Annotated in this window: 18 protein-coding genes; 7 read left to right on the forward strand and 11 right to left on the reverse strand. The window is 42.7% G+C overall.

The genetic code is table 11. The annotated features are described in order from the left end of the window. Positions 1-59: 59 nt before the first annotated feature. Positions 60-530, reverse strand: coding sequence for an anaerobic ribonucleoside-triphosphate reductase-activating protein (nrdG, locus tag VME0621_RS01405; RefSeq protein ID WP_038226826.1), 471 nt, complete (start codon positions 528-530; stop codon positions 60-62). 33 nt (positions 531-563) lie between these two features. Then, positions 564-2,684: an anaerobic ribonucleoside-triphosphate reductase gene (nrdD, locus tag VME0621_RS01410; protein WP_038226824.1), complete on the reverse strand. Its 2,121-nt coding sequence runs from the start codon at positions 2,682-2,684 to the stop codon at positions 564-566. A gap of 341 nt (positions 2,685-3,025) precedes the next feature. Here nrdD and VME0621_RS01415 point away from each other — a divergent pair, with 341 nt between their 5' ends. Further along, positions 3,026-3,874 carry an endonuclease/exonuclease/phosphatase family protein gene (locus VME0621_RS01415; RefSeq protein ID WP_167542842.1) on the forward strand — a complete coding sequence of 283 codons (849 nt, stop codon included), beginning with the start codon at positions 3,026-3,028 and terminating at the stop codon, positions 3,872-3,874. A 141-nt stretch (positions 3,875-4,015) separates the two neighbouring features. Here VME0621_RS01415 and VME0621_RS01420 read toward each other — a convergent pair whose 3' ends face one another. The 3 genes from VME0621_RS01420 to VME0621_RS01430 form a co-directional block, all read right to left on the reverse strand. Continuing rightward, positions 4,016-4,450, reverse strand: coding sequence for a YeeE/YedE family protein (locus tag VME0621_RS01420; RefSeq protein WP_062461574.1), 435 nt, complete (start codon positions 4,448-4,450; stop codon positions 4,016-4,018). 11 nt (positions 4,451-4,461) lie between these two features. Next, on the reverse strand, positions 4,462-4,878 hold the full coding sequence (locus tag VME0621_RS01425) for a YeeE/YedE family protein (RefSeq protein WP_062461575.1): 417 nt from the start codon (positions 4,876-4,878) through the stop codon (positions 4,462-4,464). A 90-nt stretch (positions 4,879-4,968) separates the two neighbouring features. Next, a complete protein-coding gene (locus tag VME0621_RS01430; protein ID WP_082795550.1) occupies positions 4,969-5,307 on the reverse strand; it encodes an ArsR/SmtB family transcription factor in 339 nt (112 codons plus the stop codon). A gap of 161 nt (positions 5,308-5,468) precedes the next feature. Between VME0621_RS01430 and VME0621_RS01435 the strand changes: the two genes are divergently transcribed. Further along, a complete protein-coding gene (locus tag VME0621_RS01435) occupies positions 5,469-7,172 on the forward strand; it encodes an FAD-dependent oxidoreductase (protein WP_062461577.1) in 1,704 nt (567 codons plus the stop codon). A 73-nt stretch (positions 7,173-7,245) separates the two neighbouring features. Here VME0621_RS01435 and VME0621_RS01440 read toward each other — a convergent pair whose 3' ends face one another. The 6 genes from VME0621_RS01440 to VME0621_RS01465 form a co-directional block, all read right to left on the reverse strand. Further along, positions 7,246-7,641: a cytochrome b562 gene (locus tag VME0621_RS01440; protein ID WP_006072776.1), complete on the reverse strand. Its 396-nt coding sequence runs from the start codon at positions 7,639-7,641 to the stop codon at positions 7,246-7,248. A 118-nt stretch (positions 7,642-7,759) separates the two neighbouring features. Next, entirely contained in the window at positions 7,760-8,503 is a 744-nt protein-coding gene (locus tag VME0621_RS01445) for a phosphatase (protein WP_038226819.1), read from the reverse strand. 97 nt (positions 8,504-8,600) lie between these two features. After that, entirely contained in the window at positions 8,601-9,077 is a 477-nt protein-coding gene (locus VME0621_RS01450; RefSeq protein ID WP_038226816.1) for an RNA-binding S4 domain-containing protein, read from the reverse strand. Between the two features lie 104 nt (positions 9,078-9,181). Beyond that, complete coding sequence (locus VME0621_RS01455; RefSeq protein WP_051867989.1) at positions 9,182-9,670, reverse strand: hypothetical protein; 489 nt, start codon at positions 9,668-9,670, stop codon at positions 9,182-9,184. Positions 9,671-9,679: 9 nt separating this feature from the next. Continuing rightward, positions 9,680-11,830 carry an LruC domain-containing protein gene (locus VME0621_RS01460; protein ID WP_082795510.1) on the reverse strand — a complete coding sequence of 717 codons (2,151 nt, stop codon included), beginning with the start codon at positions 11,828-11,830 and terminating at the stop codon, positions 9,680-9,682. Between the two features lie 125 nt (positions 11,831-11,955). Next, positions 11,956-12,891 (reverse strand): DMT family transporter, encoded by a 936-nt coding sequence (locus tag VME0621_RS01465; RefSeq protein ID WP_062458798.1) that lies wholly within the window; start codon positions 12,889-12,891, stop codon positions 11,956-11,958. 112 nt (positions 12,892-13,003) lie between these two features. Between VME0621_RS01465 and VME0621_RS01470 the strand changes: the two genes are divergently transcribed. From VME0621_RS01470 to VME0621_RS01490, 5 genes are all read left to right on the forward strand, one after another. Then, positions 13,004-13,903: a LysR substrate-binding domain-containing protein gene (locus VME0621_RS01470; protein ID WP_062458799.1), complete on the forward strand. Its 900-nt coding sequence runs from the start codon at positions 13,004-13,006 to the stop codon at positions 13,901-13,903. Positions 13,904-14,038: 135 nt separating this feature from the next. Further along, positions 14,039-14,977 (forward strand): ribosome biogenesis GTPase YlqF, encoded by a 939-nt coding sequence (ylqF, locus tag VME0621_RS01475; RefSeq protein WP_062458800.1) that lies wholly within the window; start codon positions 14,039-14,041, stop codon positions 14,975-14,977. Between the two features lie 119 nt (positions 14,978-15,096). Further along, positions 15,097-17,268, forward strand: a complete 2,172-nt coding sequence (gene yccS, locus VME0621_RS01480; RefSeq protein ID WP_062458803.1) for a YccS family putative transporter — start codon at positions 15,097-15,099, stop codon at positions 17,266-17,268. A gap of 209 nt (positions 17,269-17,477) precedes the next feature. Next, positions 17,478-17,639, forward strand: a complete 162-nt coding sequence (locus VME0621_RS26755) for a hypothetical protein (protein WP_088879041.1) — start codon at positions 17,478-17,480, stop codon at positions 17,637-17,639. A gap of 161 nt (positions 17,640-17,800) precedes the next feature. Continuing rightward, positions 17,801-19,060 (forward strand): hydroxymethylglutaryl-CoA reductase, encoded by a 1,260-nt coding sequence (locus tag VME0621_RS01490; protein ID WP_062458807.1) that lies wholly within the window; start codon positions 17,801-17,803, stop codon positions 19,058-19,060. Positions 19,061-19,066 lie beyond the last annotated feature (6 nt).

Genomic DNA, 19,066 nt, shown 5'->3' on the forward strand with positions numbered 1-19,066 from the left:
ATAAACAGGATTAATTCGGAGTGTACATAATAAGGGAGCATTGCGCTCCCTCTTTTATATTAAAACTGTTTGAATCGATGAATCACTTGATTCGAACTGCCCCGCCATTCTAACTCTGGGTCAGCTAACTCTTTTTCGAATTTACCATCGACAAGCACATCCACTAGGTCAATCACTTGTTGCTGCTCAGGTGACAGCTCCTGTAACAAATAACCGCTCCAAAGCCAGATATCTTTATCGGGACACTCACGCCTTACTCTTTCCACCAGCTGTAGTACTCGGCTTACATTAGACGGGTGTAACGGGTCCCCTCCAGATAACGATAAACCTCTCTTCTTAATACGAGTATCGTTTAGGTCCGCAATGATCCGATCTTCCAACTCATCGGTAAAGTTATGCCCTGAATGCAAAGACCATGTCGCTTGGTTATAGCAGCCTCGACATTGGTGAACACAGCCCGAAACAAAGAGAGTACAACGCGTACCAGGTCCATTGACTACGTCGATAGGATGATACTGATGATAATTCATATATTGACTCTCTTGGTTCTTAGTAAATTGATATTAAAGGTGCTTAACGCGACGTTTAACTTCTTCTTGTTTACCAAAGTTAAATGGACGCGCATCTGGACTACCTAAATAACCGCATACACGACGTGTTACTGAGACTCGGGTAGAGTCGTGGTTGCCACATTTAGGGCAAGTGAAGCCTTTGCTAGTACAGTCAAACTCTCCCATGTAGCCACACTCATAACACTCATCAATCGGTGTATTCGTACCATAGTAAGGAACGCGTGTGTAACTGTAGTCCCATACATTCTCTAAAGCTTCAATGTTACGCTGCATGTTTGGGAATTCGCCGTAACAAATGAAACCACCAGAGGAAATTTCTGGGTAAGGCATTTCAAAGTCAATCTTGTCGTATGGATTAACTTTCTTTTGCACGTCGAGGTGGAAGCTATTGGTGTAGTAGCCTTTGTCTGTCACCCCTTCGATGATCCCAAACTCTTTAGTATCAATTTGGCAGAAACGACTACATAAGTTTTCACTTGGTGTACCGTACAAGCTAAATGCGTAGCCGGTTTCTTCAGCCCATTGGTTTACCACTTGCTTCATATGTTTAATAACATCAAGCGCCATGTCGCGCATAGTATTGTCATCGTACATATGAACATCATTACCAAATAGAGCCGTAACCATCTCATGAATACCAATGTAACCAAGAGAAATTGATGCACGACCATTCTTAAAAATCGGTGCGATAGAGTCGTCTGCTTTTAGACGTACACCACATGCGCCTTCCATATAAAGGATTGGGGCAACACGAGCCTTAACTTTCTCTAGACGACTAATACGAGTTTCAAGAGCTTTACGCGCCAGCACTAAACGGTCGTTCAATAACTCATAAAACTTCTCAACACTACCATTGGCTTTGATAGCAATGCGAGGAAGGTTCAAGCTCACAACACCTAGGTTATTGCGTCCTTCATGTTGAAGTTCACCGTTTTCTTCGTAAGTACCAAGGAAACTACGGCAGCCCATCGGAGTTTTAAATGACCCCGTTACTTCAACCACTTTATCGTAGTTTAAAATATCTGGGTACATACGCTTAGACGCACACTCTAACGCTAGCTGCTTAACATCGTAGTTTGGATCCTCAGACTTATGATTTAAGCCATCTTTGATCGCAAACACCAATTTAGGGAAGACTGCTGTCTTGCTGTTTTTACCAAGACCAGCAATTCGATTCTTCAGAATCGACTGTTGGATTAGTTTTGACTCCCAACTCGTACCAAGTCCAAAACCGAAGGTAACAAATGGTGTTTGACCATTGGCAGTGTGCAAGGTGTTGACTTCGTACTCTAATGATTGGAATGCGTCATAACATTCTTTCTCCGTACGAGCTTGAGCAAATGCTTCAGGCTGGTGAATGTCCCACTCTTGAGCAATTTGAAGGTGTTTGTCATAGCTTGCTTTTACGTAAGGCGCTAACACTTCATCAATACGGTTAATCGTTGTGCCACCATAAATATGACTTGCCACTTGAGCAATAATCTGTGCGGTTACAGCTGTAGCAGTTGAAATTGATTTAGGAGTATCAATCTCAGCATTACCCATCTTAAAGCCATGCGTTAACATGCCTTTTAAATCAATGAGCATACAGTTAAACATCGGGAAGAAAGGCGCGTAATCAAGATCGTGATAATGGATGTCGCCTTCGTCGTGTGCTTGCACAACGTCCCTAGGAAGAATTCGAGTCTTCGCATAGTGTTTAGCGACGATACCCGCCAACAAATCACGCTGCGTCGGGATAACCTTGCCATCTTTATTAGCGTTCTCATTAAGAAGATCGGCGTTGCTTTCTTCAATCAGACCTTCGATCTCTTTAGTCAGAGCGCTTTTCTTTTCACGAGCAATATCACGGTCATGACGATATTCAATGTACGAACGAGCAAGTCCTTTATATGGACCTTGCATTAGTTCATTCTCTACCGCTGTTTGAATTTCTTGAATGTCTACATGTTCGCAATCCTGCAGTTTGAGCTCTACCGCTAAAGCCACATTTTTAGCGTAGATTTCGAGCTCTTTATCTGCATGTTCCGCCGCACTTACCACAGCAGCTTCAATACGATCCTTTGTAAACGGAGCACGAGAGCCGTCTCTCTTGATTACGATTGTTTTCACCCTTTCTCCTTACCCAAAGTATACTCACAGAGTTATCCACAAACACACTATATAGGGTTGTTACTTTTTATTCTGACACAATATATTGTGGTGTATTTAACGAAAAGCACCAAATCAAAGTATTGATTCAGATCAATAAAAATTGGCTACTGAGCAAGAAGAATTCGATCTAGATGAAGTAGATCTCATATGAAGGAAAAACAAAATTTGTCACGAAATTTAACGCATTTTCGGTTGCAATTTTAGTAACGCTTGCGGCACATTGGCTGTGAGGGAATTTTAAAATGGCAAGCACGATGAAAAGAACATTAAGTTATTATAAGTGGTTATTTTCTTTAGTAATGGGAATATCACTTTTTCCTACATTTGTCTCTGCGACAACGCTGACCACATGGAATATTGAATGGTTAACGCTTAATCCCTCATCAAAGTTCGAAGCAAGTCAAAGGGGCAAGGACGACTTTCTCGCTTTAGCACGTCAATTTGAAGTCCTTTCCCCTTCTGTGTTAGCGTTTCAAGAAGTAGATAGCCAGGAAGCCATCCGTAAAATAGTTGGCAACGATTACGACATTTATTTGTCGGATCGTGCACTGCCATCTAATAAACAACATCAATTCTCCGCGATTAACCAATACACTGGCTTCGCTGTGAAAAAGGGTTTGTCCATCAAAGACGCAGCGGACTTCCCTCTTAGTACAGGTAGTAAACTAAGATTTGCTTCTGCAATCAAACTTAACGTGGACAACAAAACAATAAACCTGTTGTCAGTACACTTAAAAGCCGGTTGCTCGGGAAAATTCGTCAATCAAAACTCATGTCATACTTTAAAAAAACAAGGAAAAGTCATAAATAGTTGGCTAAAGCAGGTCGAACAACAAAATGAGCTATACATTGTGTTAGGTGATTTCAATCACAACCTAGCCTATAAAAGCGATTGGTTATGGAAGATAATCACCAATGGTCTAGATACTGCGCCGCGTTTAACCTCTCAGCAAACTAAAGCCACGTGTAAAGTAAAATCTCGCAAGAATAACGGCAAAACACACCAATTTCGCTCTCTAATCGATCACATCATCGTCAGTCCAGAGTTAAGAACAAGTCCTGCTGTTCAAAGTCTCATGCCAGTCGAGGACGTGCTAAAGTACCAAATGAGTGATCACTGCCCTTTATCGATAAAGTTGTATGATTAACTAGAGATGACATTTCCAATTTCGATGTTTACAGTATTTTGGTTATTACTTTAGCCCAAACTTCAAGAGTGCTCTTCTTAGTGGACATAGCACTGTAATGTCACTTTAGTTGAGGAGTAATCCAATAAATACGATAAGCCACTACGCTGCTTGTTTTCCGTTTTCTTTCCTCGAGATATTATCGCCAATGAACATACCAACCAACATAGTGACAGCAAAACCCAAGACGCTATAACTGCCGTTTGCCATCGATGCAATTGCGGGTCCCGGGCAGATACCTGCAATCCCCCAACCTAAGCCAAACAGAGCGGCACCGCTTAGTAGCTGACCATCAATTTTCTTGTTGTCCGACAAGCCGAATGAATCTGCACATACTGGCTCCTTTCTTTTGCGGATGATTAGCCAATAGCTTGGTGAAAATACCAATAATGCTCCACCCATTACAAACGCCAAATCTGGTGACCAATGTCCAGTAACGTCCAGAAAAGCAATGACATTCTTTGGATCACTCATGCCTGAGATGATCATACCTGCGCCAAATAGCAAACCTGCAACAATGGATATCAACCTTTGCATATTCAAAACTCCTAAAGCACGTGTGTCATAACAAATGTGGTTATCATGGCCACCGCCATAAAGGTTACAGTCGCCATTACTGATCGAACAGACAATCGACCCATTCCGCAAATACCATGACCACTTGTACAGCCATTACCTAATTTAGTACCTATACCCACGAGTAAACCTGAGATAAGAACTAATGGCGTTGACACCACCATAGAAACAGGGCCTAACCCAAACCACTTTGCGGTGGCTACTCCACCGACAACCATCCCCATGACGAACAATACACGCCAGCTTGTATCGCCAGCTCTTCCTTTATAGATCTTGCTCACTATGCCGCTAATACCTGCTACTTTGCCGTTGAACAATAACAAAATTGTCGCGGAAAGCCCTAGCATCATGCCGCCTAATAACGATGTCCACGGAATTGAAAACTCCATTGTTACCTCACTAAGAGTTAAATCTAAAAATAATGTAAGTGGCGAAACTTAACGAAAAATTTCGCAAATTAAACCCACTCCAGAAAAGCCCTATCCATGGCAATACAAACTATGTAATTGGCTTATAAGCCCTGCAACTCTCTGATCTTTTAAAGAGTAATAGACATGTTGAGCTTCTTTTCTTATCTCTACTAACCCTGCTTTCTTTAATACAGACAGATGTTGAGAGAAAGCCGATTGACTTAAGTTTGAGTTGGACTGAAGCTGGCCTGCACCTTGTTCGCCATCAACAAGCTGGCATAAAACAAATAGTCTGTCAGGGTGTGATAATGTTTTGAGTACATCCGCTACATCGATGACTCGGCTTTTCATTTCCATTAAGTCCACAACGGTAGTCTCCACGATTCTATCATTTTTCATAGCGCGCATTATCTATCCAACTCATTACTTTAGTCAATGCTTAATTAGCATTTTAATATTTAGTTAATTTTACATTAGACTTTTCTAATTTTATTGATATAGTAACGACAAATGAACATTGAATGCGCGTTTAGGACATCGTACCTAAACGACACTGACAGAGGTAAAGTATGACTAAGATTTTAATCGTAGGCGGAGTTGCAGGTGGCGCATCTGCAGCAGCAAGAGCTCGACGTTTGAGTGAAGAAGCCGAAATTATTATGTTTGAGCGCGGACCTTTCGTTTCATTCGCAAATTGTGGTCTTCCCTATCACATAGGTGGAGATATCACCGACCGTTCAAAGTTATTACTTCAAACTCCAGAGAGTTTCCTCGCTCGTTTTAATGTTGACGTTCGTGTTATGAACGAAGTCATTTCCATCGATAAACAGAACAAATTTGTTACTGTTCGCAATCTCGTTGATGGTAATGAATATTCTGAAAGTTATGACTTTCTATTGCTAAGTCCTGGCGCTGCTCCATTTGTACCGACCATACCGGGCATTGATAACCCATTGACTCATACCCTTCGCAATATCCCTGATATGGATCGAATCATAAAGACGATTCAAATGAATAAGCCTGAGCATGCGACAGTCGTTGGCGGTGGCTTTATCGGGCTAGAAATGATGGAGGCGTTCCAACAGCTAGGAATCAGTACCACCTTAATTGAAATGGCTGATCAGGTGATGACTCCCGTTGATAAAGAAATGGCAGGTTTTGCACATGCAGAGATTAAACAAAGAGGCGTTGATCTCAGGTTGAGTGCAGCACTTGAATCTGTTGAGTATATTCCAAATGAACATATTGCCGATCAAAATGCAGGAGAGTTAAACGAACATCAACATTTGCAAGGCAAGTTACGTTTAACATTAAACAATGGCGATGCCTTAAACACTGATATGCTTATCATGTCTATTGGTGTCAGACCTGAAAATACCCTAGCCCAAAACGCAGACCTCGAACTTGGTGCGTTTGGTGGTATCTCGGTCAACGAACACCTACAAACCAGCGACCCGTATATTTATGCAGTAGGCGATGCTGTTGAAGATCCTGATTTCATCACAGGAAAACCTAGCTTCGTTCCGTTAGCTGGGCCTGCTAATCGTCAAGGTCGGATGGCTGCTGACAACATGTTAGGCCGTAAAGAGAGTTATCAAGGCACACAAGGTACTGCGATTGTTAAGATCTTCGATCTTGCTGTAGCGTCCGTGGGTAAAAACGAAAAGTTGCTTAAACGTGATAATATCGCGTACGAGAAAGTATACGTACATACCGCTAGTCATGCCGGTTATTACCCTGGTTCGGAAATAGTCTCGTTAAAGCTATTGTTTAGCCCCGAAACTGGCAAAATTCTTGGTGCGCAAGCAGCAGGAAAAGACGGCATTGATAAACGTATCGATGTTTTAGCTGTGGCTCAACGTGCAGGAATGACCGTAGAGCAGCTACAACATCTTGAACTAACTTACGCTCCTCCTTATGGCAGCGCCAAAGATGTCATCAACCAAGCAGCCTTCGTTGCCAATAATATTTTAAAAGGTGATGCAACACCGATACATTTCGATGAAATAGTTAATTTGAGCGACAACCAGTTGTTGCTGGATGTACGTAATCCAGGTGAGTTAGAAAACGTTGGTTTCATTGACGGCGCAATTAATATACCGGTAGATCAGCTGCGCCAACGTATGGATGAGCTTCCTAAAGATAAAGAGATCATTATTTACTGCCAAGTGGGGTTACGCGGTAACGTTGCATATCGTCAATTAGTGAATAATGGCTATAAAGCGAAGAACTTAATTGGGGGCTACCGAACCTTTAAGTTTGCACAGGCATAGCGCTACCTATTTAATCTAAATCAAAAGGAGCACTCAAAGAGTGCTCCTTTTTAATGTCCGAATTCGATATCAGTTAACCAAACAGACGCTTCCAAATGCTTGGATTACGCTTGTCATGGTACTCCAATCTCAAGCTGTCCACTTCACGTAATGATTGCTTGGCCGCTTCAAGGTCACCCTGATCCAGTTCCGCATTGACTTCACTTACCGCGCCTGACAGCTTTTTGAAACCTTCCAAATACAATTCTGTTTTCTCTGGTGGATAATCACCTTGCTTTGAGTCGGCAATTAGATTTTCCAAATCAAGTACTGGTTTGCGCATTTCGTCAATGGACTGAGCTTCTGCTGCTTGTTTAAATGCTAACTTCATGGCTTGCATGTTCTTCTTGAGGTCCACCTCCTCTGCTAGAGCACTAGTAGAAAATAAAAGAACTGATGTAAGCAGGCTAGCCGTAGTTATTTTTATCATTATTATTCCTTTTGAAGATCAATTAGACCCCAGTTTCCTGAGGTCTGAATACCGAGTTTACTAAATCTCGTTACTACAACGTTAATGAAATTGTTTCTAAACGTTATTTACGCAAATCTTAGAGTTCGGCAAACTCTTCTATAGGTGCGCGTCCTCTCAGCTCTAGGAAATCCAAGAATTGACGAGCGTTGTAAGTAATAATCTTATCCGTCGGCATTTCAACCGTAGTAAGCAATTCACTGGTCAGTTCGAATAAACCAATGGTATCGCAAAAATGTGAGTCACTGCCTGTAGTGATGTACCCACCCGCGCGCTTTACTGCTCGAGCGATGTCATAGCAGCGATCCACACTTCCGACTCGGCTGTGCCCTCTCAGCGTTGAGTTATTGATCTCTATTGCGACATGATTGGCTGCGGCACAGTCCGCTACGCTTTGAAAATCAAAGTCAAAGTTCGGATTTCCCAAATGTCCAAGCGCATCCACATTGCCACTTTCAATTGTATTGATGAGCGCTCGAGTGTGGTCCTCCTTAGTAGAAGGTCTAAACACAGGCTCATGAAAGCTGCCAATAATCCAATCAAGTGCTTTGTATGACGTGGGATGTACATCAATGTCCCCATTCACATTAAGAATATTTGCCTCTACACCGCGAATAATAGCAACGTCAGATAGAAACCTTGGGATAACACGTTGGTTGGAGAAAAACCAAAAGTGAGGGGCACCTGGCATTGAATCAGCATGATCTGTAGTACACAGGACTTTTAATCCATGTTCTTTTGCCGCTTTAGCATTTTCAATAATGGTGCTGTAGGCATGCCCACTTGCATAAGTATGAGTATGCGTATCTACCTCAAATTTCATTGTTATCTCCTCTATTGCTATTAAGCCTCTATTATCAGCGGAAAGTGTGGCACTTTAACGACAGCGAATATCGATTGCTCGCATAACGTAAATCGTCTTAGAAAAAATCGATACCGCCACGTCCGCTATTAGGGTCTTTTGATTTAGAGCGCGCTTTATTCGGCTCAGTAGATTTCTTTTTCTGTTTAGCCGATTGCTCTTTCGTCTTTTTTTGCTGCTTGTTCTGCTTTTTTTGTTTTGACGAAGGCGCTGCTACCTCTGGCTGTTTAGATTGCAGTTGTTTTCTTTCCTCAGTTTCAACAGGCGGTTTGTCACATACAACGACATAATATTCTTGGTTAAACTCAAAGAAGTCACCATCATACATTTTGCGTCGTTTTCGCGTTTCTAGCTCGCCATTCACCGCTACATAGCCTTCCGCTATAAAGTGCTTAGCTTCACCGCCGCCTCCAACAAGGTTTGCTACCTTAAATAGTTTGTATAGCTCGATTGGATGACTTGAAACTTCGATACCAATAGCTTCAATCTCAATGGCATCATCGTCATAGTGTTCGTCGTTGTATTCTTGGCTCATAATGTGATTTGAATCTAGTATTTTCTCGCATTGTACTGTGTTGTTGACTAGCAAGCCATTAAAAAGCCCCGTAAAACGGGGCAATTCTTATTTTCCTCTTTTTGTTACCAAGCGAGGTTGCTACTACTCGCTGACACCAGTTTCTGAGCAGGTGGGTTGCCATCATACGTCCAGATTTCTACCAAGAACGCATCAACATGTTCTGCCGCTGAAAAATCGATTTGTGCACTCCCATTATCCAGTGACGTAGAAGCGATTTTACTGTCGTACACTGGAGTGAGTACACCAGAGCCGTCGTCCTCATATTCTGTATATACCGAGGCAAATGCTCTACCAGTTACATCATTACTCGCGTCAATGTCCAATGAATAATCTTCGATCGGCTTATAGTCTAATGTGTCTGGTATAGACAGGTCATCCATTGTTCTTGTTACAGAAACTGTAACCGGAGGTGGTGCGGGAGCAGGCTCAGGGGCTGCCTCGGTAGTATTCCCCGTAGAGCCTCCACCTGAAGAGTCACCGCCACCACCACCGCCTCCACAGGCAGTGAGTGTTCCGAAGGCAATAAGTAAAGCTATATATTTGGTATTCATAATCTTCTCCTAAGGAACGTAACATTTACCGGGGGTAGCATATTGCGATTCAAACCAGTTTTGAGCACTCTCTCCGGATGACTCTGCGTAGGTCGCAAATTGAGGATACGCAACAACTAAATCGATATACTCCAGTGGCCACTCCCACTCATCATTGATTAACAGCGCCCAAGGTAGATTCTCTGCTGTCTTAAAGTACACACCAGTGTTTGAATTGCTAACATCAACGCCTAACCCAGCGAACATATCTGCATCAAATTGTTCAGTTGGTTCGTAGTTAGGTAGGTGAACCTCCCATTTACGTCCTGGTTCAGTATACCCATCTCCATGATACGTATTGTCTGTTGCGAAGATGAAAGGGTCATACGGCATAGCCATTAGCCCCGTTGTAGTGCCGCTATTGTAGTTAACGTGAACAGTAAAGTTGAGTTGTACATCTTCTTGCTCAGCACATGAAGACAAGGTCCTATGGAAATCACAACCATCAACTTTAAATGTTGACGTATCGTTTGTGATGACAATAATCGCTTCATTAGAAATCAGCTCTAATCCACTTGAAGCTAATGTCTCTCCGTTTTGAATTTGACGAGTGGTCGCGCTATCAATATCGTCACGGTTGACACCTTTAAGTCGGATAGCAAAGCCATTATGGTAAGATGCACCCACTGCCCCTAAGTAACCATCGATTTTGGATTTAACTACTTGGTCATTTTTAAGAATCTCCGTGACGCGGTAACGAACAACAACATCGTTCATGTCATAATCGGTGGTATAAGGCCAGTTATCTTCAAAGGCAACGGTGGCATAACCGGTAGCATTTGGATAATAGCGAACTGTGATGCCATCTCCGGTAACCGTGAGAGCATGATCCTCTATTTCACCACTCGTTGAACCACCAAAGTAATTTAGCCCTGTTTGTTGGCTAAAGCGGAAACGACTCCAAGTCGTACCCACCGTTGCATTAATATCAGCAGTAAAGACTAGATCGTTGTTTCCCGCAGACAGCGATTCATCGGTGAAAACCTGCTCCCCAGCATCCGCAAAGTCACCATCTTGGTTCCAATCTATCCATGCAGACAGATATCCAGAGGTGGAAGCATTAACCCTAACAATACTGTCGAGTCCTGGTTCAACCGCAGTGACAAATCCCACACCGTTTTCATCATCAGTGCCTATTTCATCATCCGCTAAATTGTTGTAACGTCCATCTTGTTCACCATCTGGTTCCCCACTTCCTAACCATGTACTACCGTCGAGCTCATGTCGTGGGCCATTGTCAGCAAGCTTTGTTGAGTAACTTTCCGGAGCATCACCAAAATCAATGTTAGAGTCTTCATCTATCACTGGTGCGTTCGCACATCGAGCGCCATCGTTTTGGTTCGAATTTGGACCATCGGCAAATTTGACAGCCGGAACTATGCCCGCAGCTATGTTTGCGGCATTACCTGGTGAAAGGTCAATGCGATAGATCTGACCATCTTGATTTCTCGACACATAATAATAGCCATCTACATCGAAGTACCCTGCACCAAACGTACCCGTTTCGCCAGTATCACCAATATAAGTTTCCTGACCTGTGCTAGCGTTAAACGAATATAAAGCACCCGAGCCGTTATCTACGCCATATAGCTTACCGTCGCTTGGATGGAAGGCGAAGTCAGTGAGATTTACTACCGCACGCGTCGTCACTCGATTAACCGGTAAAACCGCACTACTATCACTCGCAAGCGGTGAAATATCGATAGTAAAAAGTCCTTTTCCTTTTCTATATAGGTAATAAACACTTTCATAGACATCACCAACATAAAAAGTATGGTCAGTTGGTAAACCCGATGTATTTACTACTTCTGCCTGGAAGTCGCTCCCTAAACGAACGATCCGCTTATTGCTAGTGTCATAGCCATAGATATAACGGTTATCAAAGTCAAAGCCCACACCATTAATGTTCACATTCATACCAGTATCGCTTTGCAATAGACTAGTCGAACCCGTGACAAGGTTTACACCATAGACTTGAACTGGATTTGATTGAAAAAGATAGGCTTTGCTTGGACACGTATCAAACGGCGCAGCGTTGTTGGTCGCACTGAATAAAGCTCCACTTAGAGCCAAGGATGCCATCAGTCGTTTTGAGCCTTGTGGTAACATCTGTTTTTTCATCTGCTGTTCCCTGCTTATGAATGACTAATCAGATTTCTACAAAACTCATGCCATATATTTAATACAAATATTTCAGGTAGTTAAGGTTACTATTGAATCTATTTTCAATCTGCAATTCAATTTGGCTAACCTGCGAAGGAAGACTTTTCTTTATGAGAAATAATGACCTTTTGGGACGGAAGCACCGTTGTTATAACACTGGTCATAACAATGAGCATTAAACCTAGTAACTGCGTGTAACTGAAATCAACATCAAACGCAAGCAATTGCCATAAGGCTGTGAAAGCCAGATTGCTATAGATTAAAGGTGCTAATTGGGAATTGCTATCAGCAGTTGAATAGGCTTTGTGTCGCGAAACCTGCGTGTTGATAATCAGTAGTGCCATAATCGCCAAAGCCAAAAGTACCCCAGTATTTACAGCATTGTCGTTGAAAATACTTTGAGGAGAAGGCCAATGAGAAAACATCACCATCGGTAGTAGAATTAAACTAGCAATACCAAATGTCCACGCATTGGTTTCTAAACCTGACATTTCCGTTTTTGATGCTTTATAAAGGCTCAACTGAGAACCAGCATTAAAGAAACCCGCCAAAAGACCGACCAAGAGTTCAGGCTTGATAACAAACCCACTACCATTATTGGCCAACATTACCACTCCGATAAACGTCATCAACAGCGCTACGATTGTTGAACGATGAAGTTTAATATTGAAGATTACCTTTTCCAAAACTGCGATAAAAATAGGCCCAGTTCCAAATAGAACCACACTTTCTACCAAAGAGAGCTTGTTCAATGCATAGATAAAGCACAATTGGCACGCCCCAATACACAGTGCTCTTACAACGAGTAATTTGGCCATGGCAACATTAGGCCTCCTTATCTTAGTGAAAAGCAGTATCGAAAATATGAGAAATGCCGGAAGCGCAAATCGTAAGAACGCCAATGTGGTCACATCGAAACTTTCAGACAGATACTTAGTTAGTAATCCAGTGACAGATAAGCTAAGTGTCGACGATAGCATATAGAAAACTGGAGTATGGGTTAGTGTAGTTTTTGCCATGTATTATGCTCACGAAATGTGTCTTTGGGGCTAAATTATAGTGATCGCGATCACTGAAAAATACTGAGTAATTATTAATGATTATGTAAGTTTTACTTACATACAGTGATAAATGAATAAATACGTTGCACTCAAGTCCATTTATACATTCGTAGCCGTAGCAGAAACAGGTAGCATGTCCGAAGCGGCACAAAAGCTATTCGTAAGCCACTCAGCTGTGAGTCAGTCAATTAAATCCCTAGAAGCGCAACTCGATACTAAGCTGTTTCATCGAATAGGTCGGCGCATAGAGTTAAATCAACAAGGCCGCCTTTACTACAAAAAAGTTGCGCCTGCTCTAGAGAAAATTGTTGAAGCTAATGAAGCATTGCTTAACAAAACAGTGACAAATAGGCTTACTGTTAACATGGTTAATTCATTAGCTCTTCACTGGTGGATCCCTAGAGTAACCAATCTCCAACATTATGCTCCAAATCTGGATATCCGTATTTCGAATTTAATTGGCAGTTTTAACCTTGAGAGAGAAGGCGTCGATGTCGCCTTGATTCACGGAAAAACAGACGAATGGCAAGATTACTATTGTGAAAAGCTGGGTGACGATGAACTGGTGTTGGTGTGCAGCCCTAACCTACTCGATCAACATACAGTTATATCACTCGACGCTGTGCTGGTGGATTATCCTAGTATTTTGGTCACCAACGATAGAAGGAAACACGATTGGGATACATGGTGTAAAACCAATGCTTTAACACTCCCTAGATACCATAATCACCTGATTTTTAATGCTTCTGTACAGGCTATTCATGCCGCAATCAGAGGCTTAGGCATACTTGTCACTCACCGTTTGTTTATTAAAGATGAAGTGGAACAAGGACTGCTGGTAGAGCTTGGTTCCCCCACGCCAAATCCGTATCAAGCGTTCTATTTTGCGTGTTCTCCAAAGAGCTTGAAATACGAAAGTGTTATTACCCTCAGGCGATGGCTACATACCGAGTTCGGCCAAAAAGAGTAGACAATAAAGGCGTTTCTCCACCTACTATTCAAGAACATCACGACAAAAACTTCGCTCACCACTTGAATGCAGGGCTTTACTATCTCGTTGAACCTCCTACAATGTGCACAAATTTCAAAATATAGGTTTTCACTCATGTCTATCCAATGGTTTCCAGGCCACATGCACAAGGCTCGCAAAGAAATCGAAGAAGTCATCCCACAAATAGATGTCATTATTGAAGTGCTTGACGCACGTATTCCATTTAGTAGTGAAAACCCTATGATTTCTCAACTCCGTGGCGACAAACCTGTCGTCAAAGTGTTGAATAAACGTGATCTGGCGGATCCAGAAAAGACGGAACTTTGGATCGAGCACCTAGAGAAAGAGCAAGGTGTTAAGGCAATGGCCATCACCACATCTAATACTCAAGAAGTGCACAAAATTCTTGAGCTTTGTCGAAAGCTCGCGCCACACCGCGAAGAGATTGGTAAAAACATTCGCACGATGATCATGGGAATCCCAAATGTTGGTAAGTCAACTATCATCAACACTCTTGCAGGTAGAACCATCGCTGTGACCGGCAACCAACCAGCGGTTACTCGTCGTCAACAAAGAATCAACTTGCAAAACGGTATCGTTCTTTCTGATACTCCGGGGATTTTATGGCCAAAAGTAGAAAACCCTCATAGTGGTTTTAGATTAGCGGCTACTGGCGCAGTAAAAGATACCGCTATCGAATACGATGAAGTTGCTTTCTACACCGTGGAGTATATGGCGGCTCAGTATCCAGAGCGTCTAAAAGAACGTTATCAGATCGACGAAGAGCTTCCAGAATCTGATTTAGAACTTATGGAGCTAATTGGTCGTAAACGCGGTGCTTTACAATCTGGTGGCCGTGTGAATCTTCACAAAGCCTCTGAAATTCTACTTCACGAATTGCGGAACGGTACTCTAGGTCAGGTCACCCTTGAATTGCCTGAAATGATTACTGAAGAGCTCGTACAAGTTGAAATAGAAGCTACACGAAAAGCAGAAGAGAAAGCAAAACGTAAAGAAGAGCGCCGTAAACGTTATCTAAAGAACAAACGTTAATCCCGCACCTCTTGCGATTAGGGAGAACGAATGTCGCTCGTTCTTCCTAGAAAACAGTCATTTATAAGACACAGTAGTTTCTGCTAGAATAACGGTTTTATCAGATACAGCATTCTATTGTGAGCATTCTTGGTCAACTTCGCCTTCAATGGGCCAATAAAACCTTTAACTACAGTGTGTTAATGCTCATAGCGCTATTAGGCGTTGTGATTCCAGCTTGGTACTTCGAGCAACACACATGGGTTACACCATTAATTCTCGGCGTCATCGCCGCTGCGCTAGCCGAAACTGACGACAATTTCTTCGGGCGCATTAAAGCCATCACCCTTACCCTCATTTGCTTTGCAATTGCCGCATTTTCTATTGAGATTCTATTTAACATACCTTGGTTGTTTGCGATTGGACTTTTTTGTTCAACGTTCCTGTTCATTATTCTCGGTGCCATCGGTCCTCGCTATTCTAGTATCGCATTCGGCTCATTGTTAATCGCCATCTACACCATGCTCGGAGCTCATGAAAGTACGAACATCTGGTTCCAGCCGTTGTTACTACTAGGTGGTGCGAGTTGGTACTACTTAGTCTCTATTATCTGGAATAGTTTCTGGCCAATGCAGCCTGTTCAACAAAGTCTCTCTAACGTGTTCAACGAGTTGAGTTTATACCTAGATGCCAAAAGAAACTTATTCCACCCTACTTTAAACCTTATTCCGCAGCCGCATCGCTTAAAAGAAGCCAGCCTTAATGCATGTACCGTCTTTGCGCTCAACGCTTGCAAGTCAACGTTATTAAACCGCTCTCGACGTGGTCACGTCGATGGGCCAAGTGATCGCTTTTTGCAGGTTTACTTTATCGCGCAAGACATTCATGAGCGCGTAAGTTCAAGTCACTATCGTTATCAAGAACTAGCAACACAATTTTCGCATTCTGATGTCCTGTTTCGTTTTAAGCATGTCTTAGAAATGCAGGCAAAAGCCTGTAAAGAGATCGCCTTTGCACTTAAGCTGGGGAAAAAGTACTCTCACAGCAATGACTCCATTAAAGCGTTAGTCGAATTACAAGATTCAATTGAGTATCTAGAACAACAAAACAACCCCGAATGGTCACCTTTGTTAGTTCAGCTCAACTATCTGTTTAATAACTTGGCAACTGTAGAAAAGCTGCTTAGTAACGTCAGCAATCCAGATAGTAACTTTTTGGAAGACGGAATACTGGACGACACCAACCCACACACGTTCACAGCGATGTGGAATCGAATCAAAGCAAGTATGTCGAAGGAGTCGATTCTTTTTCGACATGCCGTTCGCCTATCAATAGCGTTGACCATTGGCTACGGCATCATTCAGGGTTTCGATCTCGATCGAGGGTATTGGATCTTACTAACGACACTATTTGTATGCCAACCAAACTACAGCGCAACACGTCAAAAGCTCTCCGCGCGAATTGCAGGTACCCTTGTGGGGTTATTTGTTGGCGTCCCTTTACTTACTCTTTTCCCTTCTCCAGAGAGCCAATTATTCCTGATTGTTCTTTCTGGTGTCATGTTCTTTGCATTTAGAATCAACAATTACGGATACGCTACTGGCTTTATCACCGTACTTGTACTGCTGTGTTTTCACCAGCTTGGTGAAGGTTATGCCGTAGTATTGCCACGGCTGATGGACACACTTATCGGCTGTGCTCTAGCAGTAAGTGCCGTCTACTTTATTCTCCCGGATTGGGAGTCGAAACGCATGCATAAGATCATGGCGAATTCGCTGAGGACAAATCGAAAGTATCTAATGCAGATCATCGGCCAATATCGCCTGGGTAAAAAAGACGATTTGAATTATCGCATCGCAAGGCGCGATGCTCATAATGCCGATGCTAATCTTTCTACCGCGATTTCAAATATGTTGGCGGAGCCAGGGCGTTATCAAGTGGATACCGATAGGAGCTTCAGATTCCTAACATTAAGTCATGCGCTTCTCAGTTATGTGTCTGCTTTGGGGGCTCATAGGCAACGACTAGAGGATGAATCAATTCACCTTCTCGTACTAGAGGCACATAGAACCATAAACCATCATATTGAGTTATTGGAAAATCAACTTGAAGGAACGGGGGATGAAAATAACGTTACTACTGTTGATCAGTTTGATATACACCGCAGGTTAATAGAGTGGCGCGATGAAGATGATCGTTCGGCTCGCATGGTGTTGCAACAATTGCACTTAATCTATCGAATGTTGCCCGAATTTCATGCGTTAACTGACACTCTAACCCAACCACACAGTGAGAGTTTCAAACAAGTTTAGGTCTCACCGCTCCCCACCATTCAGGTTGCTTCAAATAATTGTAAGCGAAAGCAACCTGACTATTCTAACAGTTCAATTAACTGTTCCTTACAATACTCGGACAAATTCTCATCAGTTCAACGATAGATTAAACATCAACGCCATATTACGATGTGAAGATGAACGGAACTCAGACTGCTTTACTCAACAATTTAAATAAAGGTCATAAAATGTCGACGCAACAGTTTGAACAGCTAAGAGAACAACTAAAATTGCTCTCTCCCCAGCAATTGAAAGCGCTACAAGGTGAGATATCCAACCAGCTTTCCCCGAGTGCTGCAAGCCTACTTAGTGAAGAAGAAATGAGCGCTCTAACGCAACTATTCCAGTAAATACCAATCGTTGTATTGTTTCAAAGTATTGCATTTTCTCTCAGTAACCCATTGGATTCACGTGGCAAAGTAATAAGATGTCACATAACCGCACTGGAACTCCTTGTATCTGAGTGTTAGGTGGGTAGAATTCCCTTCCAAACTGTTTTACTAAGATCCGCATGCCAAAAGTTAACCTTCACAAACGTGATTACCTCACTAGTATTGATAAAGACCTCACTTTGACTGAGTTCGATGCCAAGTTATCGCCTAAGCAACATACACCTTCTCGAAAAGTGAATCGCAGCCCTTATCTAACTGCTCGTAATGTTGATTACCGTTGGGGAATTCTTGATAACTCAGAAGCTAAATCACAATTACTCGACGTCCATACCGAATCCCAAATGGATAGCTATGCTAAAAATATCGAGTTTTTCATAGGCACTCTAAAAATGCCTATTGGTACAGCGGGGCCTCTACGGGTCAATGGGTTATTTGCACAGGGCGACTACCAAATCCCATTAGCAACAACAGAAGCCGCTCTCGTCGCTTCTTACAACCGAGGTGCCAATCTTATTACTGCTTGCGGCGGTGCTAGCGCTATGTTGCTTAATGAAGGCGTAACGCGCACCCCTGGTTTCGCCTTCAAGTCGTTAATTGAAGCCGGAAAGTTTGTGGCTTGGTTAGTAACACAGTTTGACCACTTTAAACAATTGGCTGAATCTACAACATCACACGGAAAGTTAAGCGATATCAACGTCAATATCGAAGGTAATCATGTTTATCTGGTATTTGAGTATTTGACAGGAGACGCTTCAGGTCAGAATATGGTGACCATAGCAACCAACGTTGTATTTGATTACATCCTGACGCATACCCCTATCAAGCCTGAATATGCGTTTCTCGACGGTAACTTATCCGGTGATAAAAAAGCTAACTCTCAAACTTTACGTAGCGTTAGAGGCAAGAAAGTCACTGCTGAAGTTCTAATTCCAGCAAGGTTAGTCGAGAAATACCTTCACACCACCCCAAAGAAAATGGCTCAGTTTGGTCAGATGACCACAGTTGGCGGAGCGCTCAGTGGTACGATAGGTATCAACGCACATTATGCTAATGCGTTAGCAGCACTCTATATCGCTTGTGGGCAAGATGCTGCTTGCGTTGCAGAATCGGCTATTGGTATGACGCGCATGGAGGTCACTGATGCAGGTGAGTTGTATGCAAGCGTCACCCTCCCAAACTTAATGGTAGGTACTGTTGGAGGCGGCACAAGCTTACCGAGTCAAAAAGCCTGCTTAGACTTGCTAGGTTTACATGGAACCGGTAACTCCCAAGCCTTGGCAGAAGTAGCAGCGAGCCTTTGTTTGGCGGGTGAGCTTTCAATTGTTGGCGCATTTTGTGCTGGCCACTTCTCAAATGCTCATCACAAGCTAGCTCGTTAGTTCAAT

It is taken from the genome of Vibrio mediterranei, from assembly GCF_900088415.1.
In the GTDB taxonomy this organism is placed as follows: domain Bacteria; phylum Pseudomonadota; class Gammaproteobacteria; order Enterobacterales; family Vibrionaceae; genus Vibrio; species Vibrio mediterranei.